This window comes from Pseudarthrobacter sp. AB1, assembly GCF_014926485.1.
GTDB lineage: Bacteria > Actinomycetota > Actinomycetes > Actinomycetales > Micrococcaceae > Arthrobacter.
Genome location: NZ_PZKO01000008.1, coordinates 261,294 through 281,883 on the forward strand (window position 1 = coordinate 261,294; position 20,590 = coordinate 281,883).

General features: G+C 66.7%; 15 protein-coding genes. 12 read left to right on the forward strand and 3 right to left on the reverse strand.

Annotated features, from left to right (window positions below):
• Positions 1–46 precede the first annotated feature (46 nt).
• The 8 genes from DAD99_RS03270 to DAD99_RS03305 all read left to right on the forward strand — a co-directional run bounded on the left by DAD99_RS03270 (position 47) and on the right by DAD99_RS03305 (position 12,596).
• A complete protein-coding gene (locus DAD99_RS03270; protein WP_193340309.1) occupies positions 47–508 on the forward strand; it encodes a DUF4383 domain-containing protein in 462 nt (153 codons plus the stop codon).
• Positions 509–852: 344 nt separating this feature from the next.
• Positions 853–1,689 carry an HNH endonuclease gene (locus DAD99_RS03275; RefSeq protein WP_193340310.1) on the forward strand — a complete coding sequence of 279 codons (837 nt, stop codon included), beginning with the start codon at positions 853–855 and terminating at the stop codon, positions 1,687–1,689.
• A gap of 206 nt (positions 1,690–1,895) precedes the next feature.
• Positions 1,896–3,050, forward strand: coding sequence for a glycosyltransferase family 1 protein (locus tag DAD99_RS03280; RefSeq protein ID WP_309233188.1), 1,155 nt, complete (start codon positions 1,896–1,898; stop codon positions 3,048–3,050).
• Positions 3,047–4,441, forward strand: coding sequence for a UDP-glucose/GDP-mannose dehydrogenase family protein (locus tag DAD99_RS03285; protein WP_193340311.1), 1,395 nt, complete (start codon positions 3,047–3,049; stop codon positions 4,439–4,441). The genes DAD99_RS03280 and DAD99_RS03285 overlap by 4 nt, the downstream gene beginning before the upstream one ends.
• Positions 4,442–4,575: 134 nt before the next feature.
• Positions 4,576–6,717 carry an EAL domain-containing protein gene (locus DAD99_RS03290; protein ID WP_193340312.1) on the forward strand — a complete coding sequence of 714 codons (2,142 nt, stop codon included), beginning with the start codon at positions 4,576–4,578 and terminating at the stop codon, positions 6,715–6,717.
• Between the two features lie 39 nt (positions 6,718–6,756).
• A complete protein-coding gene (locus DAD99_RS03295; RefSeq protein ID WP_193340313.1) occupies positions 6,757–8,082 on the forward strand; it encodes a rhodanese-like domain-containing protein in 1,326 nt (441 codons plus the stop codon).
• Positions 8,083–8,184: 102 nt separating this feature from the next.
• Positions 8,185–11,688, forward strand: coding sequence for a response regulator (locus tag DAD99_RS03300; protein WP_309233190.1), 3,504 nt, complete (start codon positions 8,185–8,187; stop codon positions 11,686–11,688).
• Positions 11,685–12,596 carry a diguanylate cyclase gene (locus DAD99_RS03305; RefSeq protein ID WP_185262870.1) on the forward strand — a complete coding sequence of 304 codons (912 nt, stop codon included), beginning with the start codon at positions 11,685–11,687 and terminating at the stop codon, positions 12,594–12,596. The genes DAD99_RS03300 and DAD99_RS03305 overlap by 4 nt, the downstream gene beginning before the upstream one ends.
• A 3-nt stretch (positions 12,597–12,599) precedes the next feature.
• On the opposite strand, the gene DAD99_RS03310 is transcribed toward DAD99_RS03305, so the two are convergent.
• Complete coding sequence (locus tag DAD99_RS03310) at positions 12,600–13,019, reverse strand: hypothetical protein (RefSeq protein ID WP_193340314.1); 420 nt, start codon at positions 13,017–13,019, stop codon at positions 12,600–12,602.
• Between the two features lie 251 nt (positions 13,020–13,270).
• Between DAD99_RS03310 and DAD99_RS03315 the strand changes: the two genes are divergently transcribed.
• Complete coding sequence (locus DAD99_RS03315) at positions 13,271–13,822, forward strand: dihydrofolate reductase family protein (RefSeq protein ID WP_193340340.1); 552 nt, start codon at positions 13,271–13,273, stop codon at positions 13,820–13,822.
• A gap of 16 nt (positions 13,823–13,838) precedes the next feature.
• Here the strand turns inward: DAD99_RS03315 and DAD99_RS03320 are convergent, their stop codons facing one another.
• On the reverse strand, positions 13,839–16,808 hold the full coding sequence (locus DAD99_RS03320) for a BTAD domain-containing putative transcriptional regulator (protein WP_193340315.1): 2,970 nt from the start codon (positions 16,806–16,808) through the stop codon (positions 13,839–13,841).
• A gap of 250 nt (positions 16,809–17,058) precedes the next feature.
• On the opposite strand from DAD99_RS03320, the gene DAD99_RS03325 reads away from it, so the two are divergent.
• Positions 17,059–17,553, forward strand: coding sequence for a hypothetical protein (locus tag DAD99_RS03325; RefSeq protein ID WP_185262868.1), 495 nt, complete (start codon positions 17,059–17,061; stop codon positions 17,551–17,553).
• Between the two features lie 3 nt (positions 17,554–17,556).
• Here DAD99_RS03325 and DAD99_RS03330 read toward each other — a convergent pair whose 3' ends face one another.
• On the reverse strand, positions 17,557–18,969 hold the full coding sequence (locus tag DAD99_RS03330; protein ID WP_193340316.1) for a PLP-dependent aminotransferase family protein: 1,413 nt from the start codon (positions 18,967–18,969) through the stop codon (positions 17,557–17,559).
• On the opposite strand from DAD99_RS03330, the gene DAD99_RS03335 reads away from it, so the two are divergent.
• Both DAD99_RS03335 and DAD99_RS03340 read left to right on the forward strand, forming a co-directional pair.
• Entirely contained in the window at positions 18,968–19,957 is a 990-nt protein-coding gene (locus tag DAD99_RS03335) for a DMT family transporter (protein ID WP_193340317.1), read from the forward strand. The genes DAD99_RS03330 and DAD99_RS03335 overlap by 2 nt on opposite strands.
• A 4-nt stretch (positions 19,958–19,961) precedes the next feature.
• Positions 19,962–20,585, forward strand: a complete 624-nt coding sequence (locus DAD99_RS03340; protein WP_193340318.1) for an FMN-binding negative transcriptional regulator — start codon at positions 19,962–19,964, stop codon at positions 20,583–20,585.
• Positions 20,586–20,590: the final 5 nt, after the last annotated feature.

Sequence of the window (20,590 nt, forward strand, 5' to 3'; positions counted from 1 at the left end):
CCGCCGTAAAATTGGAATGTCCGCAATCACGGTTGGAGGCAGAAAAATGACTACCGCATCCCCACATGCACACGGCGTTCATTTTGGGCGCGCAGACGTCCAGAACGCCGGCATGGGAGCAGGTATCGTCTTGTTGTTGGTGGGTGTCCTGGGATTTATCCCCGGCGTCACCACTCAGTACAGCGAATTGATGTTCCTGGGACCTGATTCCCATGCGATGTTCCTTGGCCTGTTCCAGGTGTCCATGCTGCTCAATATCGTGCAGTTGGCCATTGGTGCCACGGGCTGGGCGATGGCCCGGACCGAACATGGCGCACGGAACTTCCTCATCGGGGCAGGCGCGCTGTACATCGTCCTCGCCATTTTCGGTCTCAGTGTCGGTGTGGGTTCTGCGGCCAATTTCCTGTCGCTCAACATGGCTGACAACTGGACCCACTTGGTGCTGGGCGCAGTGATGGTTGCTGCTGGCTGGCTGTTCTCACGGAACATGTCCAGCGAGAGGAAATAGCCCGGAAATGACAGGCCGGGATACAGGAGCCGCGAATGAGAAATGATCCATAAGTTCTGAATTTTCGTCCTACTGCCGGTGCAGTTGCCGCGTTCCGCGAACAGCTGCACCGGCTTCTTTGCGCCCACCCAACCCGCCGACGGCGACGCGGGGCCCCGACGGTACGCGGTTAGCGGGCGTGGAGGTCCGGAAACGAGGCCCACCCGCTGACGCGAACCGGCTTTACTAACGTCAAAATTCGGTTTTGCGGGTATTAGCTGCCGGTTCGCACGTGGAAGTCAGGGCCGCAAGGTGGCTGTCCGCGCCAAGGCGCCACAGGCCTTTGGGCCTGCAACAATGGCCCCATGAGCGACATCATCCTGGGCTGGGACCCGGCCGGCCGGAACCGCTGGAATTACGCAGCCGTTATCGAACAGGTCGCCGCGACAGGGCTGCAACTGGAGCCCTGGAGCGTGGGCCGAAGCGTTGCCGCCGGCACCGGCGTGTGGCTGGTCCTGATGGGAGCCCACGGTCCCGGTTTGATCGGCCATGGCGTTGTCCTGTCGGAGTCCGAGCCCACCCCGGATCAGCCTGAATGCACCGTGCAGGTGGCGTTCGATGCGCTCCTGCCGCTGGGCGACCACGTGCCAGCCGCGGTCCTCGACGAAGCGGTGCCTGGCGTCGCGTGGGACAGCGCCGAAACCGAATGCATGGCGCTCGGACCTGGCGATGCGGCGGTCATCCGCAGCGTTTGGGCCACACACGGGCCAACGCAAGGACCGGACCCCACCCAGCCTGTGCCCGGCACGTACCCGGAGACCGCCGTCGTGCGCGTCAGCGCCAACCGCTACGAGCACGACCCCGTGGCGCGGCGGGCCTGCATCGCGCACCGCGGCACCAACTGTGCGGCCTGCGGGTTCTCCTTCGAATTGGCGTACGGGAAGCTCGGCAAGGACTTCATCGATGTCCACCATGTGGTGCCGGCGTCCCAGCTTGGCATCGGCTATCTGCTGGACCCGCTCACGGACCTGGTTCCGCTGTGCGCCAACTGCCACGCCATGGCGCACCACGGGGTGACCACGCCCCGCACTGAAGCGGAGCTGCGGCAACTCATGGCCACTGCGGGCTTCCTCCGCGGAACCACCGTTGCCCCTGAGGAGATCGAAGCCCAGCGGGTTGCCCGCGAGATCCTCGGCACATAATCAAACAGCCCGCGCTCTGGACTCTTGGGCGGGTGCGAACGGCCAACGCCCGCCGGACGGAGCTGACTGCGCAGGCGAACGCCACCGCTGCTGCAGCCGCGGCCGGAGCCACGAAGGACCTCGAGGGCTGATCTGTTAACCCAACCTTTCCCTCCGCTCAACCCGCGTGACCCCGCCCCGTCAGGCGGCGCGCCCACCGTGGAGGGGTGAGGATCGCAATTGTTGCCGAGTCATTCCTGCCGCTGATGAACGGGGTGACCCACTCCATCCTGAGGGTGCTTGAACACCTGAAGGATCAGGGTCACGAGGTCCTGGTCATCGCCCCTTCCACCCATGCGGTCGCCGAGTTCCCGGGACCCGCAGAGGTGGTTCACGGCGCAACGGTACACCGGGTTCCTGCCGTCCCGCTGGCCGGCTACACCAACGTGCGAGTGGCGATGGGCGGTGTGTACCGGGTCAAGCGAATCCTTGCCGACTACGCACCCGACGTCGTCCACCTCGCATCGCCGTTCATCCTCGGGTGGCGTGCAGTGCAGGCCGCGCATCATTTGGGGATCCCCACCATAGCCATCTACCAGACCGAGGTTCCCAGCTACGCCGCCCGGTATGGTGTGCCGTACCTGGAGAACTGGGCGTGGAACCGGGTGGAAAACATCCACCTGCTGGCCACCCGGACCCTGGTGCCGTCCACTTTCGCGCTGAACCAGTTGCGCGGCCGCGGGATTCCGCGGGTAGGCATGTGGCGGCGCGGTGTGGATACCGCGCGGTTTTCGCCGGAAAAGCGCGACGCCGGGTGGCGGGCAACGGTTGCCCCCGGCGGTGAGCGGATCATCGGCTACGTGGGCCGGCTGGCTGTCGAAAAACAGGTGGAGGACCTCGCCGCGCTCGCCAACGTCCCGAATACCAGGCTGGTGATTGTGGGCGACGGACCCCAGCAGTCCGCGTTACAGGAAGCCCTGCCGGACGCCGTGTTCACGGGGTTCCTCGGCGGTGAGGAGCTGGCGAGGGCGCTGGCGTCCTTCGACCTTTTTGTCCATCCCGGCGAGTTCGAGACGTTCTGCCAGACCATCCAGGAGGCAATGGCATCGGGGGTACCGGTGGTGGCCACCGGGCGCGGCGGGCCCCTGGACCTGGTGGAAAACTCCCGCACGGGCTGGCTGTACCGGCCCGGCGACCTGGCCGGCTTCCGAGCCCGGGTGATGGACCTGATGGGCGACGACGCCAAGCGCCGCGCGTTCGCCACGGCAGCGCACGCCTCGGTCCAGGCACGGACTTGGCCGGTGCTGTGTGCCCAGCTTGAGGAGCAATACCGCGAAGTACTGTCTGTGTCCTCTATCTCCGGAAGTGTAGCGTCCCTGTGAAAATATCAGTGATCGGCTGCGGCTACCTCGGCGCAGTGCACGCCGCCACGCTCGCATCCATGGGCCACACCGTGGTGGGCATCGACGTGGACGCCACCAAAGTGGACCAGCTGGGGCGCGGCCTGGCCCCCTTCTTCGAACCCGGCCTGGACGAACTGCTCCGTGACGGACGCAGCACCGGCCGCCTCACGTTCTCCACCGACGTCGCCGCTGCCGCCGGCGCCCAGGTCCACTTCCTGTGCGTCGGGACACCGCAGTCCAAAACGTCCGACGGCGCCGACCTCACCTTTCTCGTTTCAGCCACCGAGGCGCTGCTCCCCCACCTGGCGAGGGGCGCCGTCGTCGTCGGTAAATCAACGGTGCCCGTGGGCACGGTGGACATGCTCCAGGGCGTCCTTGCAGGGCGGCCGGACGTGCAGCTGGGCTGGAACCCGGAGTTCCTGCGCCAAGGCACCGCGGTGAAGGACTCGCTGGTGCCGGACCGGCTGGTCTACGGCGTGGCGGGCGGACGCAGCGCGGCGTTCAACCCCAGGACGGGGGCGCCGCGTGGGGTGACGGCTGCGCTGGATGCCGTATATGAGCCGCTGCTGAACGCCGGCATTCCGCGACTGGTGTGCAACTTTGCCACCGCGGAGCTGATCAAGTCGGCCGCCAACGCCTTCCTGGCCACGAAGGTCAGCTTCATCAACGCCATCGCCGAACTGTGCGACGCGTCCGGCGCGGACGTGGCCGAACTCAGCGAGGCTATGGGCATGGACCCGAGGATCGGCAACCGCTACATGCATGCCGGGCTGGGCTTCGGCGGCGGGTGCCTGCCCAAGGACATCCGCAGCCTCCGCAGCCAGGCCGCCGCGCTGGGCGTGGACCCGGTCAACGACTGGATGGGCGTGGTGGATGCCATCAACGTCCGTCAGCGGACCCGGACCGTGTCGCTTGCCGCGGAGCTGTGCGGCGGCGGGCTCCCCGGACGCGCCGTTACCATCCTCGGCGCCTCCTTCAAGCCAGAGACCGATGACATCCGCGACTCCCCCGCCCTGGACGTCGCGGCCCAACTGGCAGCCGCCGGCGCGCAGGTCACGGTGACCGATCCGAAAGCCGTGAACCACGCGTGGCTGCGGTATCCGCAACTGCGGTTCGAAGCCTCCGCAACCCGGGCTTTGGAAGGTGCGGAGCTGGTCCTCTTGCTCACCGAGTGGGACGAGTACCAGCGCCTGAGCCCTGCCGTTGCGGGCGCTTTGGTACGACGCCGGGTGGTCCTGGATGCGCGAAACGTACTGGACGTTGTGGCTTGGCAGGCGGAGGGCTGGGTGGTCCGCGGCCTGGGCACCAACGCCGCTGCCGCTGCGGGTCTTGTTTCCGCGCCTGGCCTGACGGGAATGCGTAACTCTTAGCCCGTTTCCACCGCCGCGGCCCAGCAGAAGCCTGAATTCCCGGGCCTCCATTCCCAAGGGCCACTCAAAAGTCACGCATTTTTTGTACCGGGATCACAACCCGCCCTTTATGATGTGCGTGGGGGTGGTAGCGCATGGGGGGTTCCAGGCGGCGGGACGAAGATGTGGGCGCGCAAAACTTCGGAGCGCTTCTTGATGCCAGCCCGGACGCACTCATAACGGTCAACGCGGACGGAACCATCAAAATGGCCAACGCGGCGGCCAGCAAGCTGTTTGGCTACACGCGCCATCAGCTGATCGGCAGCGACCACGGGCTGCTCCTGTCGGACGGGTTCCGGAATGAAACACGGCTGCTTCAGGAGCACCTGCAGGCGCAGCCGGATGAAGCGCCGCTGCCGCGGGAAGTCTACGGACTGCACCGGGACGGTACAGAGTTCGCCGCCGAGGTGGCAGGCGCACTGCTGGACAACGGCGGATCCCAGGTTTTGCTGGTCTCAGTCCGGAGCACGGAACACCGCAAAGGAGCTGACGCCGACCTCCGCGAGGCCATGTCGCTGCTGACGGCCACGCTCGAATCCACGGCGGACGGCATCCTGGTGATCAACGCCGACGGCAGTGTTACCGGGTTCAATGACCAGTTCCTGAAAATGTGGGCCATTCCGCCCGAGTTACTCGATGGCGACACTGATGAACCGATCATGCGGCTGATCATCTCGCAGGTTGCGAAGCCGGAGGCGTTTATGGCCCGGCTCGCAGAGGTTGCGGAGAACCCGGGGGCCGAAAGCCATGATGTGCTGGACTTCAGGGACGGCCGGACCTTGGAACGGTATTCGCGCCCGCAACGGGTGGGCGAGAGGATCGCGGGCCGAGTGTGGAGCTTCAGGGATGTCACGCCGCGCAGGCTGGCGCAGGAGCAAGCCGAGCAGGCCCTGATTGACCTGGCGGCTCAGGCGGAACAGCTGCGGACCCTGGCTTTCCAGGATCCGCTCACCGGGCTGGCAAACCGGGCGGTGTTCAACCAGTCCCTCACGGAGGCCCTCACCGAACCACGCTTCAAGACCGTGGATGTCCTGCTTATCGACCTGGACGATTTCAAGGAAGTCAACGACATCCTTGGCCATCAGGCAGGCGATGACATGTTGGTGGAAGTGGGACGCCGGCTCCGCGGCTGCGTCCCCACCGCGGACGTGGTGGCCCGCCTCGGCGGCGACGAGTTTGTGGTGCTGCTGACGGCCTGCCCCGACGCCGATGCCATTGCCGCCTGCATCGTCCGCTGCCTGCACGTCCCCGTAACCATTAACGGCACGTTGATGCGGCCGAGCCTCAGCCTGGGGCTCGCCTCCATTGGCAAGGAGGCAATGGTCGCCTCCGAATTGCTTCGTGAGGCGGATATCGCCATGTACGCGGCCAAGGCAGCCGGTAAGAACCGTTTCCTGCGCTTCCATCCGGAGATGATGACTGCCCTGGTGCAGCGCACGGTGATGGAAGCAGCACTCCAGCTCGCGGTGACGCGCGGTGAGATCTCGGTGGCATTCCAGCCGATTGTCTCGCCGCGGATCGGGCTCGCCGTCCAGTTCGAGGCCCTGGCACGGTGGGACCACGACGGCGGGCGCATCCCGCCGTCGGACTTTATCCCGATGGCGGAGCGGTGCGGCCTGATCGGCGAAATCGGCAACGAAGTCATGGGGCTCAGCCTGGTGCAGCTGGCGCCGTGGCTGCGTGCAGATCCGTCGCGGTCCCTCGCGGTGAATGTGTCCGGCATGCAGCTGCAGGAACCGAATTTTGCCGACGGCGTCCTCCGCCTGGCAGCGGCCTGTGGCGTGGGCGCGTACCAGCTGGTCCTGGAAGTCACCGAGAGCGTGTTTTTCGACCCTGACTGCGGCCTGATCCGGCAACTCAGCAGCCTGCGCGAGGCCGGCGTCCGGGTGGCCCTGGATGACTTCGGCACGGGCTATTCGTCGCTGGGCCGGCTGCAGGACCTGCCGGTGGACACCGTAAAAATCGACCGCACGTTTGTGTCCATGGTGCGGACGGGACAAGAACGGCTGCCTATCCTCAGCTCCATGATCAACATGGCGCACAGCCTGGGCCTGACCGTCACCGCCGAAGGCGTTGAAACGGCCGTGCAGGCAGATTACCTCACCGCGCTGGATTGCGACTCGTTGCAGGGATACCTTTTCTCGCTGCCTGAGTCCGGCCATCGGCTGGAGCTGGCCGGACGGCAGGCGGAGGACGCCCTGGCAGCCTTGGCGGCGCGGCGGCCAAAGACCGGCTGACCGGAGCATGTTATGCGCCTGCGGGAGGACAATGAACCTATGGACGTCGTTGTCATCGAAACACGGCCGCTCGGGGACCGCAGCTACCTGGTCCACGACGGCGAGGTGGCCCTGGTCATCGACCCGCAGCGGGACACGGACCGGGTGGAGGCCGCGGCCGCGGACGCCAACGTCCGGATCACCCACGTTGCCGAAACCCACCTGCACAACGACTACCTCACTGGCGGGCTCATCCTGGCCCGGGCGCACGGTGCCGAGTATCTGGTCAGCGCAAACGACGACGTCGGGTTTGAACGCACACCAATAGCCGACGGCGGCACGGCCCAGGTGGGACGGCTCACCGTGAAGGCCCTGGCCACTCCCGGCCACACCCACCACCACCTCAGCTATGTGGTCAGCGACGGCGAGCAGCAGGCCGTGTTCTCGGGCGGCAGCTTGCTGTACGGGTCGGTGGGGCGCACCGATCTGGTCAGCGGCGAGGACACGGAACGGCTCACCCACGCCCAGTACTCCTCGGTCCGCCGTCTGGCCGCCGAGGCCAAGCCGGACGCCGCTTTGTACCCCACGCACGGGTTCGGCTCGTTCTGTTCGACCGGGCCGGCGTCGAGCGTCCACGCCTCCACGATTGCCGAACAGCAGGAGGCCAACCACGCGTTTACGGACGCCGATGAGGACCACTTTGTGCGGGAGCTCATCAACAACCTGACCGCCTACCCGTCCTACTACGCGCATATGGCCCCCGCGAACCGGACGGGACCGGGGCCGGCGGACCTCACCGTACCGGAATCCGTAGATCCGGTGGAGCTCAGCCGCCGGCTTGCCGACGGCGAATGGGTGGTGGACCTGCGCCACCGCGTGGCCTTCGCCAGCAGCCATCTGCAGGGCTCGGTGAGTTTCGAGTACGGCCGCGGCTCCAGCTTCACCGCATACCTGGGCTGGGTCCTGCCCTGGAACCAAGGGCTGACGCTGGTGGGACCAGTGGAGGACGTCGAAAAGGCCATCCGGGACCTGACCCGCATCGGCATTGACTCCCCCGATGCCGCCCTCGGAACGGACCCGTCGGAACTCGCCCCGGGCACCGCCGTCGTGCATTATCCGCGTGTGGACTGGACCGAAATGCTGCACGGGCGCGGGCCCGCGGACGTGGTGCTGGACGTTCGCCGGACGGATGAGTACGACGCCGGCCACCTCGCCGGGGCGGTGAACATCCCGCTGCATGAGCTGCTGCCGCGGATGGCCGAGATTCCGGCGGGCACGGTGTGGGTGCACTGCGCCACCGGATACCGCTCCGGGGTGGCGGCAAGCCTGCTGCAGCGCGCGGGCCGGGAGGTAGTTCATGTGGACGCGAAGTACGGTCCTTCTTGACTTGTGAGGGATATCATAGGGATGCGTCTCTGCCCAGGTCTCGGGCGGGCCCAGGTCTCGCTTTTTCGTGGGTGACGGGCGCACCTATGGGGAGGGATCCGCGTGTCTCACACCGGTCTTCTGGAAAAACGTCCCGCCATCAGTAGGAGCACGGCCAGGCTGGGTTGGCTGATCGCGCTTGGTGCTGTTGTGCTGGGTGTTCTTGGACTGTATTTTGCCGCCAACAGCGGCACGACCACGGCCGTGGTGGCGGGTGACTTCGCCATCCTCATTGCCGCCGTGCTGGCAGGCCGAAGCTGCGCCAGCGCCGCCTGGCGCGGTGGGGTGAACGCCCGGGCCTGGACCCTGATGTCGGTGGCCGCTTACGTATGGGCGGCCGGTATGGCGGTGTGGACCTACCTAGGCCTCACCAACGACCACGTGTACCCGTTCCCCTCCTTGGCCGATGCCCTGTTCCTCGCGCATTCGGTGCCGGCTGCCCTCGCGCTTTTCAGCTTCAGGCGCCCAGGCGGCACCACCCGCGCGGGACTGGCACGGACGGTGCTGGACGCCGCGGTGATCGCCGGCTCAGTCCTGGTGGTCAGCTGGTACACGGCGCTGGGCCCGGCGTTCAGCGCGGAAGGTGACCTCCTGACCCGGCTCACGTCCATGGGCTACCCCGTGATGGACATGGTCATCACGTCCCTGGTGCTTGCCCTGGGGATGCGCCGGCAGCCCGGCGAACGGCTGCCGTGGATGTGTTTCGGCGGCGGCCTGCTGTTGCTCACCATCACCGACAGCACCTATGTGAAGCTGACGTTCGACGGCGTCACGGGCGTCACGGGATCGCCCCTCGCCCTTGGCTGGATCGGCGCCTTCCTCCTGATTGCGCTGGCACCGCTGCTCCCCTATGCGGAGAAACCCCGGCAGGACCGCAAGGCGTTTGCGCTGGCCCTTGAACTGCTCCCCTACGCGCCGATCCTGGTGGCAGTGGTGGTAGTCGCAGCCCCGCACGTGCACGAGATGAGTGCCTTCCTATTGGTGGTGGCCAGGGTCACGGTGGCCCTCATCCTGGTCCGCCAGGTGCTGATCATCATCGAAAACCTCACCCTTACCACCGGGCTGGAGCAGGAGGTTGCTGCCCGGACGGCGGAGCTCGAGGGACTCGGCGCGATTGTGAATTCATCTGCCAACGCCATTATGGGCACCACCCCTGACGGTGTGATCTCCAGTTGGAACCCGGGTGCTGAGAAGGTCTACGGCTACACATCGGCTGAGGTGATAGGGCGGCATGCCGGCTTTCTGCTGCCGCCGGAACGCCGCGGGCGGGTGGCGGAAGTCCTCGCCTCCGTCGCCGCAGGTGGCGAAGCCCAGACCTTCGAAAGCGAGCATGTCCGCAAGGACGGCACCAGGGTCCCGGTAGCGATAACCGCCTCCCCCATCCGCGATGGTCAACGTGTGCGCGGTGTCGCGAGCATAGCCCAGGATATGACTGTACGCAGGGCAGCCGAGAAGGAACTCGAGGCGGCCCGCGAGGCTGCACTGGAATCCACCCGTCTCAAGTCCGAGTTCCTGGCGACGATGAGCCACGAGATCCGCACGCCCATGAACGGCGTGGTGGGGCTGACGGCACTTTTGCTGGAGACACCGCTGGACCAAACTCAAAAGCAGTACGCCCAGGGCATCAAGGGCGCCGGTGAGGCGCTGCTGTCCCTCATCAACGACATCCTGGATTTCTCCAAACTCGAAGCCGGGAAGGTTGACCTGGATATCCGCGCCTTCGATCCCCGCGTCATGGTGGAGGAAGTGGCGGGCTTGCTGACCGAGCCCGCGCAGGCCAAGAACCTGGAGCTGATCGCCTACTGCGAACCGGACGTTCCGGCCAGGCTGCACGGTGATTCCGGCCGGATCCGCCAGATCCTGCTGAACCTCGCCTCCAACGCCGTGAAGTTCACGGCGGCCGGGGAAGTTTCCATCCGTGTGACCACCGAGACGCCGGACGCGAAACCAGGAGCCACCGCCATGGTCTGCTTCGAAGTCAGCGATACCGGCATCGGCATCGACCCCGCGCACCACGCGCGGCTGTTCGAATCCTTCTCCCAGGCCGATGCTTCCACAACCCGGCGCTACGGCGGCACCGGCCTGGGTCTGGCCATCTGCAGCCGGCTCACCGATGCCATGGACGGCGAGATCGGGCTGGACAGCTCTCCGGGCCAGGGCAGCACGTTCTGGTTCCGCATCCCTGTGCCCGTGGCCCCGCCGTCAACGCATCCCGTACCGGCGGCCGGTTTCCTCACCGGGCTGCGTGTCCTGGTGGTGGACGACAACGCCACCAACCGCCTGGTGCTGGAATCCCAACTGCGCGGCTGGAAGTTGCAGCCGGAGGCGGTCCCGGATGCCCGGGCCGCATTGGCCCGCGCCCACGAAGCCGCAGCGGACGGCATTCCTTTCCACCTCGCCGTACTGGACCTCTGCATGCCCGATACCGACGGACTGGAGCTGGCCCGCGAACTCAAGGCCGACGGCGCACTGGCGGACATCGAGCTGATCATGCTCACGTCCACCATGCAGGTCAACGCCGCCGAAATCGCCGACGCCGGAGTCCGCGAATGGCTCATGAAACCGGTCCGCAGCTCTGAGTTCTACAACCGCCTGGTCCGGCTGATGTCCACGAGTGAACACCACGCCCCGGCGCTTTCCGCGTCCGGCCGGCCTTCCGACGCGGACCTGACTGCTGAGTTGTCGTCTGAGCCGCTCGCCCACTCCTCCGCTGGGCTGTCCCTTCGAGGGAGGCCCCCTGCGCCGTCACGGGGCCGCATCCTTGTGGTGGAGGACAACGAAGTGAACCAGCTCGTGGCCCGCGCCACGGTGGCCAAGTTTGGTTACGCCGTGGATGTAGTTGCCGATGGAGCAGAGGCCGTAGCCGCCACCGCCAGTACGCGGTACGCCGCCGTCCTGATGGACTGCCACATGCCGGTGATGGACGGGTTCGAGGCTACCCGCGTCATCCGGCGGCGCGACGGGGCCAGCCATCTCCCCATCATCGCCATGACCGCCGGCGCCCTGGACGGAGACCGGGAACGCTGCCTCGCGGCAGGCATGGACGATTACCTCTCCAAGCCGGTGGACGCTGCCGAGCTTGAAGCAGCCCTCGCCCGCTGGGTCCCCGAGCAAGCGCCGCTCTCTACGCCGCAAGAGCCGGAGGCTAGTCGGCTGGAGGACGCTCCCCAGTTGGAGGCACCTCAGCTGCTGGCCGTCACCGGTGGAGGTGCGCCGGCCCTTGACGCGGAGCGGCTCGCCATGTTGCGCGGCCTCGGCCCGGAGGACGGCCTGGGCTTGCTTCCCGCCACGACGGAAGCATTCCGGAAGGACGTTCCCGCACGTCTCGCGGCGTTGCACGAAGCGGTGACCGACGGCGGCGGGCCGGCCCTGGCGCAGGCGGCGCACGCACTGAAGGGTGCGGCGGCCAACATCGGCGCCACCGCCGTCGCCAGACTGTGCGGGGAACTGGAGGCGATGGGACGCAGCGGCAAGCTCGACGGCGGCCCGCAGCTGGTCTCCCGGCTGGAAGGTGAGCTCGTGCGGGTGGACTTTGAACTCAACTTAGCGCTGGAGGTGGCACAGTGAAAGTCCTGGTGGCAGATGACGATCCGGGCTCGCTCCTGGTGGCACGCGCCGCCGTCGAACGCTCCGGGCATGACTGCCTGACGGCGGCGGACGGTGACGAGGCGTGGGCCCTGTACCTGGAACACCAGCCCGATGTTGTGGTCACGGACTGGATGATGCCCGGCATGGACGGGCTGGCGTTGTGCCGGGCCATCCGGGCGCGCGAGGCTGACCTGTACACGTATATCGTGCTTCTGACATCGCAGGGATCCCGGGACGATGTGCTCGCCGGACTCGAAGCCGGGGCAGACGACTACGTCACGAAGCCGCTGGACCCGTTCGTCCTGCATGCGCGTCTCCTTGTGGCACTCCGGGTGACTACGCTGCATGCGGACCTGGCGCATTACCGGAAAGTGCTTTCGCAGCAGGCGCGGACCGATCCGCTCACCGGCCTGCACAACCGGCTCAAGCTCTCCGAGGATCTCGGGCAACTGCATGCGCGCAGCCAGCGGTACACGGAGGGGTACTGCGTGGCCATGTGCGACGTGGACAACTTCAAGAGCTACAACGACATCTACGGGCACCAGGCGGGCGATCTCGCGCTGCGGGCCGTGGCGAAGGCGCTGGTGGGTGCGGCCCGGAGGAGCGACGGCGTGTACCGGTACGGCGGCGAGGAGTTCCTGCTGGTGCTGCCGAACCAGTCGCAGCTGAGCGCCAAGGCCTTTATGGAGCGGGCACTGGACAGCGTGCGCGAGCTGGAGATTGTCCACTCCGGGGACCCGCTGGGGCAGCTGACGCTAAGCGCCGGGATTTCCGCGTTCACCGCCGAGCACCGGGCCGATGCCGCCACCCTCCTGGGCGAAGCGGACGCGGCACTTTATGCTGCCAAGGCGGCCGGCCGGAACCGGGTGGAGCTGGCGCTGCAGTAGCGGCTACGCCGCTTTTTTTCGCTGCTTCGTTTGAGCCGGCTGCTTCTTGCCGGGCTGCTGCTGCACCGGATGGCGTTTCACAGGCTGCTGCTGAGTGACCGGGCGGTGCTGCGCGGGCTGTTTGGGGGCGGACTGCTTCGGGGCTTCAGGCTCGGCGGGCTGCTCCAACTCAACCAACGCGTACATGCGGTTGCGGCGCCAGCGGCGGACCAGGTCCATGCCGGCCAGGACGCCTGCCAGCGGCGTCAGGACAGCCGCGGCGTAGACGAACAGCATCCAGGTCAGGGTGGCCATGGGCGGCTGGTTGTTGTTCAGCAGCGAGAGCCCGCCGAACATGGCAATCACCCAGAACAGCAACACTGCCGTCAGCACCGCGGCCGCCGGGAAGTACTGGTTGCGTAGGATTTTCTTCAGGGTTTCCATGCATTTCCTCCTGTCTGGCCGGGGTGCGGCGAGAGGCCGCATGAACACCAGTATGCGGCTGCCGGTCCGTAGATTTGCGCAACACGCAGGCGGTGGTGACGAACGTAACTGCGGCCAGGTTGGGGCCGGTGATAAAGCCCATCGTGATCCAGGGTTTCGACAGGCTCATGCACCGGCTGGGGCTTCCGCACTAAGGGCACAGCCAATACTGTGGATGCCATCTGCCCTTGACCTTGACCTTGGAGGACCTTATGCGCAAAGTCACGTCCGGCCTGTTCCACTCCGTTGATGGCGTGGTGTCAGACCCATTCCGATGGCAGTTCGACAGCTTCGACGACGACCTCGGCAAGGGCCTGACCGGCATGATGGAACGCGTGGACACCGTGGTGCTGGGCCGCGTGAGTTACCAGGAGTGGGCCGGCTACTGGCCAACAGCCACCGCGGACAATGACTTCGCCGGCTTCATCAACCCGGTGGAGAAGTTTGTGGCCTCCCGGACCCTGTCCGAGCCGCTCGAGTGGCAGAACTCGCACCTGATCGAGGGACCGCTGGAGGAATTCGTGGCCGGCCTGAAAGCGCGCGACGGCGGCGAGATCGCCGTGACCGGCAGCATTTCGGTGGTGCGCCAATTGCTGTTCGCCGGGCTGCTGGACGAGCTGACCCTGATGACCCACCCTGTGGTGGCCGGCAGCGGCAGTAAGCTGTTCGAGGACGGGGACCCCGTGACGCGGCTCGCCCTGAAGGACCAGTACCGGACCACGAAGGGCAACGTCATCAGCACCTACGGCCTGCTGGGCGAATAACGGGCAAACGCGGCCGTCACCACGGCGCCGCGCTCAGGGCACTTTCTGCAGATTGGTCAGAACGTGAATGAATGTGCTGGTCGGCGACGGATTCCTGCTGCCTGCCCTCTTGCCTGGTGCGGAGCAAGTCCTTGACGATCTGGGTGAGGGTCAGAGCCTGCCCGGCCGTCCAGGCCAGGCCGAAACCGATCGCACCGGCCTCGGAGCGCGCCCTGGTAATGATCGATTCGATGCGGTGCTGTTCTGCAGGGTGGAGCGGAATGCCCCGGTCGGTGCGGTAGGAGTCGGCGGCCGCCAGCACGCGAATAGCAAGCTCGACGCCATGCCCGGCCACGTAGACGCCGGCCAATGACTCGAGGAAACCCACGAGGTTGCCCTGTGCACCCAACTCGAATCCGGCGTCGACCGCCTCGAGGAGCAGCCGCTCCGCGGCGTCGTATTCGCCGGCCCGCTCTGCGTTTTCGGCCAGGTTAGTCAAAACCACCCCGAGGGCCCATCGATCGCCGAGCGGTCGTACAAGCCTGACGCTCTCGCGACTCAGGTCAAGGGCTCGCGCGTGGTCACCGGCGTAGAAGGCTAACCGCTCCAGAACAACGAATGCGGCAGCGCGAGTCCGGGGGCTGGCATGAGGTATGGCCAATGCTTCGGCAGCGAGTTGGTGGGCGGTGACGGCGTCGTTGAGCTCCATCGCCTGCACGGCCAGGCACATCGTGGTCCAGGCGGCGCCTTCTTCGTTGCCAGCCCTCTGGAATGCCTCAAGCGCGCGGTGGTGAAGGTCGGCCGCCGCGTCGTTGCGACCGAGGAGCCAACACAGAGTCGCTGCTCCACTGAGTGCAGGGGCTTGGAGCGAAGGTGGAGCGTCGGGTGCGCCCGCGACCAGCTTGAGGGCGATCTCGCATTGCTCGGCCACGTCCTCGGTGAGCTCCCAGTAATGCCAGAGTTGCCCGACCATTCGAAGCGCCAGGTCCGTGGAGCCATCCGGCCCCGTTGCCCACAACAGTGCGGCGCGCAAATCGGGTGTATCAGCATTCAGCAGCCGGAAGGCGTCCACTTGCTCGCGCCCCCACAGCTGTGGGCCGACAGACTCAGCGAGGCCGAGGTAGTACTCAGCATGCCGGCGCCGAACGGCCGACACATCGTTGAGCACCCGGAGCCGGTCACGGGCAAACTCGCGAATCGAATGCAGCATCGACACGCGGATTTGTCCCGCGGGATCGGTATAGCGATGCAACAGGCTATGGCGGGCTAGGGAGATGAGCAAGTCTTCAGGCATCGTTTCCGTGCCCGGAGGCTGAGCACAGATGCTATTGACTGCCGCCATAGTCGGATCGCCAGCGAAGACGCCGAGCTGATCGAACAGCCGCCGCTCAGCCTTACGCAACAGCTGGTGGCTCCACTCGATCGTGGCCGTGACTGTCCGCTGGCGGTCCGGAAGGTCGCGGAAGGCTGCCGGCAGCGCGGCAAGGCTGACCTCCAAGTCGTCCAGGAGCTCAGTCTCACTGCGATCCCGCAACTGGGCGGCTGCCAGTTCGATTGCCAGCGGAAGGCCGTCCAGGCGGTGGCACAGACGGGTCAGAACAGCCGCGTTGCCGTGGTCGAGATCGAAATGCGGACGGACTGCCCGGCCACGGGCCAGGAGCAGCTTCACGGCCGGCACCTCCCGTAGCAGTGGCGGCGGGAGGGGCTGGTCAATCGGGGGCAGAGCCAACGGTGCGAGCTCATATTCGTATTCGGCGCGCAGTCCAAGTCTTCGTCGGCTGGTGGTCATGATCCGCAGGTCGGGGGCGGCGGTGAGCATGCCAAGCACCACCGGCCACGCCTCCTCCAGATGTTCGAAGTTGTCCAAAACCAACAACAGCCGGCGCGAGTGTAAGAAGCGAGCCGCGACCTTCAGCGGGTCTTCTCCGGCCCGGTCCTGCAAGCCGAGCGCAGCAACTATGGCGGCCGGCACTTGTTGAGTCTGGGTGAGCGGTGCGAAATTGACCCAGCCCACGCCGTCGGCCATTCGCTCACCGAGCTGGGCCGCTGCTGCCAAGGCCAATCTGGTCTTGCCGGTCCCGCCGGCGCCCGTTACGGTAACCAGCCTGCACCCCTCCGCGGCATACATTGAGCACAGCTCTCTTACCTCTGCATCCCGCCCGACGAACGGGGTGAGTTCGGCCGGGAGGTTGTCCAGCCGTTGCCTGATCCTGCGGTGTCCGTCAGCGGCGGGGGCCGCAAGCAAGGCTTCCTGCCGAAGGACCTGGCCTTCCAGTTCCTGGAGGCGTGCACCGGGATCAATACCCAGTTCCTCGACGAAGATGCTCCGCGCTTGACGGCATGCCGCCAAAGCATCGGCCTGCCGGTCAGAGCGGTACAAGGCGAGCGCAAGTGAGGCCCACAGTCGCTCCCGGTATGGATGCCGGGACACGAGCCGCTGCAGCTCCCCCACCAAAGTGCCGTGTCGGCCCAAAGCGAGCTCTACGTCGATGAGGTCTTGGTGCGCGTCCAGCCGGGCTTCCTCCAGTGCGTCCAGGTCCGGGCGCAGAAGCTCGACGTCGGCAAGGTCCGGGAAAGCGGCCCCTTTGAAGAGCTCTACAGCCTGGCGCAGATATTCGGTGCCTCCGGCCAAATCCCCTGCCTGCACGGCCAGTTCACCGGCGGTGACGTGTTCGCGGAACTGCAGGAGGTCGAGCTCGTCCTCGGTGACTGTCAGCAGGTAACCGCCCGGCCGGCTTGCCAGGCGCTGGGTAGCAACCCCCTTGGACCGGTCCGGTTGGAGCAGGCGCCGCAGGTTGGCAGCGTACACCTGCAGCTGCAGGCCCGGCCGCGCGGGCGGGCGGCCGTCCCAGACGGCTTCAGTCAGGAAGTCAGTGGAGACCACCGAGTTTGCCCGCAGGGCCAGGCATTCAAGAACGATCCGCAGCTTCCCCCTGCCCACAATGACCGGCGCCCCGTCGGCAACAACTTCCAGCGGGCCCAGGGTCCTGATCCACAATGCGCCCATCGCCAAGCACCCCTCACCGACCGGCCGCTGGCCCGGACCTGGTCGGCCCGGTACCGCGGAGCTCATCGACCAGCGACCCCATAGCGCCCGCCCTGACACCCGATGCGGCCTGGAAATTCCGGCCACAACAACCCCATCATGCTCCCGAGGCAGGCGAAGGGTCCAGTAGTCCGCGGGCGATTAAGGACCGGTTAAGCCCTGCGGGCCACGCTGAGAAAACCAACCCGAAATACGTCCGAAAGGAAATCCCATGAAAACCAGCAGCATTACTCGCAGCTTGGCCTTGTCTGCCCTTGCAGCAGGTGCCCTCGTCGCGCCCGCCCACCCGGCTATTGCCGCCGCTGCTCCCCAACCGATTGCAGTCTCATACTACGAGTCATGCCCGGGCTTCAAAGTGTTGGTGACGGCTGATGGCAAGGTCGGGGTTATCGACCTGCCCGGTGACCGAGCCAAGATCATCTGGCCGGGCTTGACTGTCACTCTCACGGCAAAATCAGGGGAATCCATAACCTACGAGGGCGCCTCGGGCGTGACCCACATTAAGCCAGCCTCCGATGGCGGCCAGTACGTTACCGCGACGGGACGCAACATCATCACCGTTCCTAAGGCAAACGGGCATCCTCTGGGGGTGTACTTCACCATCGGTACCGTCAACTGGACCCTCAACGCCGACGGAACCGAACGCGGAGGCATGTTCACCGGTACCGGCACAGTGGTTGACGTCTGCGCCGAACTGGCCAGCTGAGTCCTAGGCCCTGTTCCGTTCCAGTGACTGGCCGATGATCCGGGCGCCTTCAGGAAAGGCGCCCGGATTCGTCCCCGAGTAGTTGAGCCGGATGAACGGCCCTGCCGGTTCGGCCGGGAACCATTCGTTGCCGCCGGCGATGATCACCCCGGCGGTTTCACAGTCGCGGGTCAGCCGTTCGAGGTCGGTCCCGTCTGGCAGCCGCGCCCACAGGTTCAGGCCGCCCTTGGGCACCTGCTCGATATGGGCCTGCGGGGCGTGCTGGCGCAGGCTGGTGACCAGCAGGTCACGGCGCGACTCGAGCTGGTGGCGGAGGCTGCGGAGGTGCGTCTGCCATCCGGGCTGCGTGACGACGTCGAGCGCTGCCGCCTGGAGCAACCCGCTGACGTACATCGATTCCGCCGCCCGGTCCGCCAGGATGCGCTCCCTCGCCGGACCACGGGCGATGACCGCGGCGACACGGATCGACGGTGACACGCTCTTGGTCAGCGAGCGCAGGTAGACCACGTGGCCGGAGTCGTCGCGGGAGGCGACGGGCACGGGGTTGGAGGTGATGCCGAAATCGTGCGCCCAGTCGTCCTCCACCAGGAACGCCCCCTTCGCGCGGACCACGTCCAGGACCTGTTCACGCCGTTCGGCAGACCACTGCGCGCCCGTGGGGTTGGCGTAGTTGGGCTGCGCATAGAACAGCCGCGCGCCGGACTCCTCAAAGGCGCGGGCCAGCTCGGCCGGGTCCGGTCCGTCCGGTCCGCTGGGCACCGGGACAATGCGCACGCCGGCCTGCGCTGCGGCCAGGATGGCACCCCAATAGGACGGCGATTCCATCAGCAACGGCTGTCCGCGGCCGGCGAGTGCGCTGAAAATGGAGCTCAGCCCGCTTTGACTTCCAGGGAGTACGACGACGTCGCTCGGGTTCGGCGGAGTGGTCCCGGCCGGCGTCGAGGCACCGAGTTCGTGCGCGAACCACGATTGCAGTTCCGGCAGGCCGGCTGCGGGCGGACGGAACAATGCAGCGTCGCCGCGGGCTGCCCGGGCAAGGGCGGCCCGCACCAGCCGCTCGGGCAGGAGTTCGCGGTCTGGGTAGCCGGAGTGGAAGGAGATGGCATCGTTGGCCACGTTGCGCATGGTGCTGGACGCCGGCGGCGGCGGCGCCAGCGGCGAACGGAGGGCCGCCGTCTGCCAGCCGTAATCGGAAGGTCGGGCGCTCCGGACGGCGCGCACAAAGGTCCCCACGCCGGGCCGGCTCTCGATCAGCCCCTGTGCCGAGAGCGTCTGCAGGGCCTTCTGCACCGTGACGGGACTGGCCTGGTACTCGGCCACCAGCGAGCGCGTGGACGGCAGCTTCGCACCGGGCGCGGCCGAAGAAATCCATTTCTTCAGGTGCGCCACAATCCGGGAACTGCTATCGTTATTCATGAGAAACAATAGTAGCGCTACTACGCTTTTACCGCCAGTGATACCGTCCGGCCAGCCCACCGGACTCTGGTGGGGTCTCATCGGAGTAGCGGCCTTCTCCTTCACGGTTCCGTTCACGAAGGTGGCCGTCGAGTCCCTGTCCCCGCTGTTTATCGGGTCAGGCCGTGCGGTGGTAGCCGCCATCCTCGCCGCCTTCGCGCTCGCCCTCACCCGGCAGCGGCTCCCCCACGGCACGCAGTGGGCGCGCCTCGCCGTGGTGGCCGGCGGCATCGTCGTCGGGTTTCCCCTGCTGACCTCCTTCGCGCTCACCACCACGCCGGCCAGTCACGGCGCCGTGGTGATCGCCCTGTTGCCCGCCGCGACGGCGACCGTGGCTGTTCTGCGCGGGCGCGAGCATCCCCCGCTGGCGTTCTGGCTCATCACCGGCGTGGGCGGGCTGGCCGCAATAGCCTTCGGATCCCTGCAGTCCGGCGGGTTCGGACAGCTGCACTGGTCCGACCTGCTGCTCCTCGGCGCAGTGGTGGCCGCGGCCATCGGCTATGCGGAAGGTGGCCTGCTGGCCCGCGAGCTGGGCGCCTGGCAGACCGTGTCCTGGGCGCTGTTGCTGGCGTCGCCGCTGATGGTGTTCCTGGTGGCGGTGTCCGTGGCGCAGCAGCCGCCGTCGGGCACACCGGTCCAGTGGTTGGCCTTTGCGTACCTCGGCGTGGTCAGCATGTTCCTCGGCTTCTTTGCCTGGTACCGCGGCCTGGCCATCGGCCCCATGGCCCAGGTCAGCCAGATCCAGCTTGTGCAGCCTGTGCTGAGCATCTGCTGGGCGGGTCTCCTGCTCGGCGAGTCGCTGACGTGGCGCACCATCGTGGGCGGCCTGGCCGTCATCCTCTGCGCCGGCGCCGCGGTACGGGTCAGGCTCAAGCCGGCGCCCCCTCAGCCCGCCGCCCTCCAGCCCGTCCTCCCCGCCACAAAGCAGCTCGAGCCTGCAAAGGATTAGCACCATGTACACGCCAGCCCATTTTGACGCCGGCCCCGACGCCGTCCAGGAACTACTCACCCGGCCGGGCGCAGCCAACCTGGTCACCATGACCTCACAGGGCCTGCTCGCCACGCTGCTGCCGTTCGTGTACGACCCCTCGGTGGGCGAACGCGGCGCGTTGCACACCCACGTCGCCAGGAACAACCCCCAGTGGTCCGAACCGGCCATCGGGGAATCCCTGATGATCATCCAGGGCACGGACGCCTACATATCGCCGTCCTGGTATGCGTCCAAGGCCGAGCACGGACGCGTGGTCCCCACGTGGAACTACTCCACGGCGCACGTTTACGGCACCCTCGTGATCCATGACGATCCGGCGTGGATTGAAGGCCAGGTCAGGCGGCTGACCAACGTCAATGAAGCGGACTTTGAGCACCCATGGAGCGTGGACGATGCGCCGGAGCGCTACATTTCGGGCCAGCTTCGCGCCATCGTGGGCCTCGAACTGGTTATCACCAGGATCGAGGCGAAGACCAAGCTGAGCCAGAACCGATCCGCGGCGGATGTGGACGGCGTGGTCGCAGGAGTCAGCGCACGGGGGCAGGCGGTGAGCGCCTCCAATATCGAGCGGGCCCGGCCGCAATAAAGGGC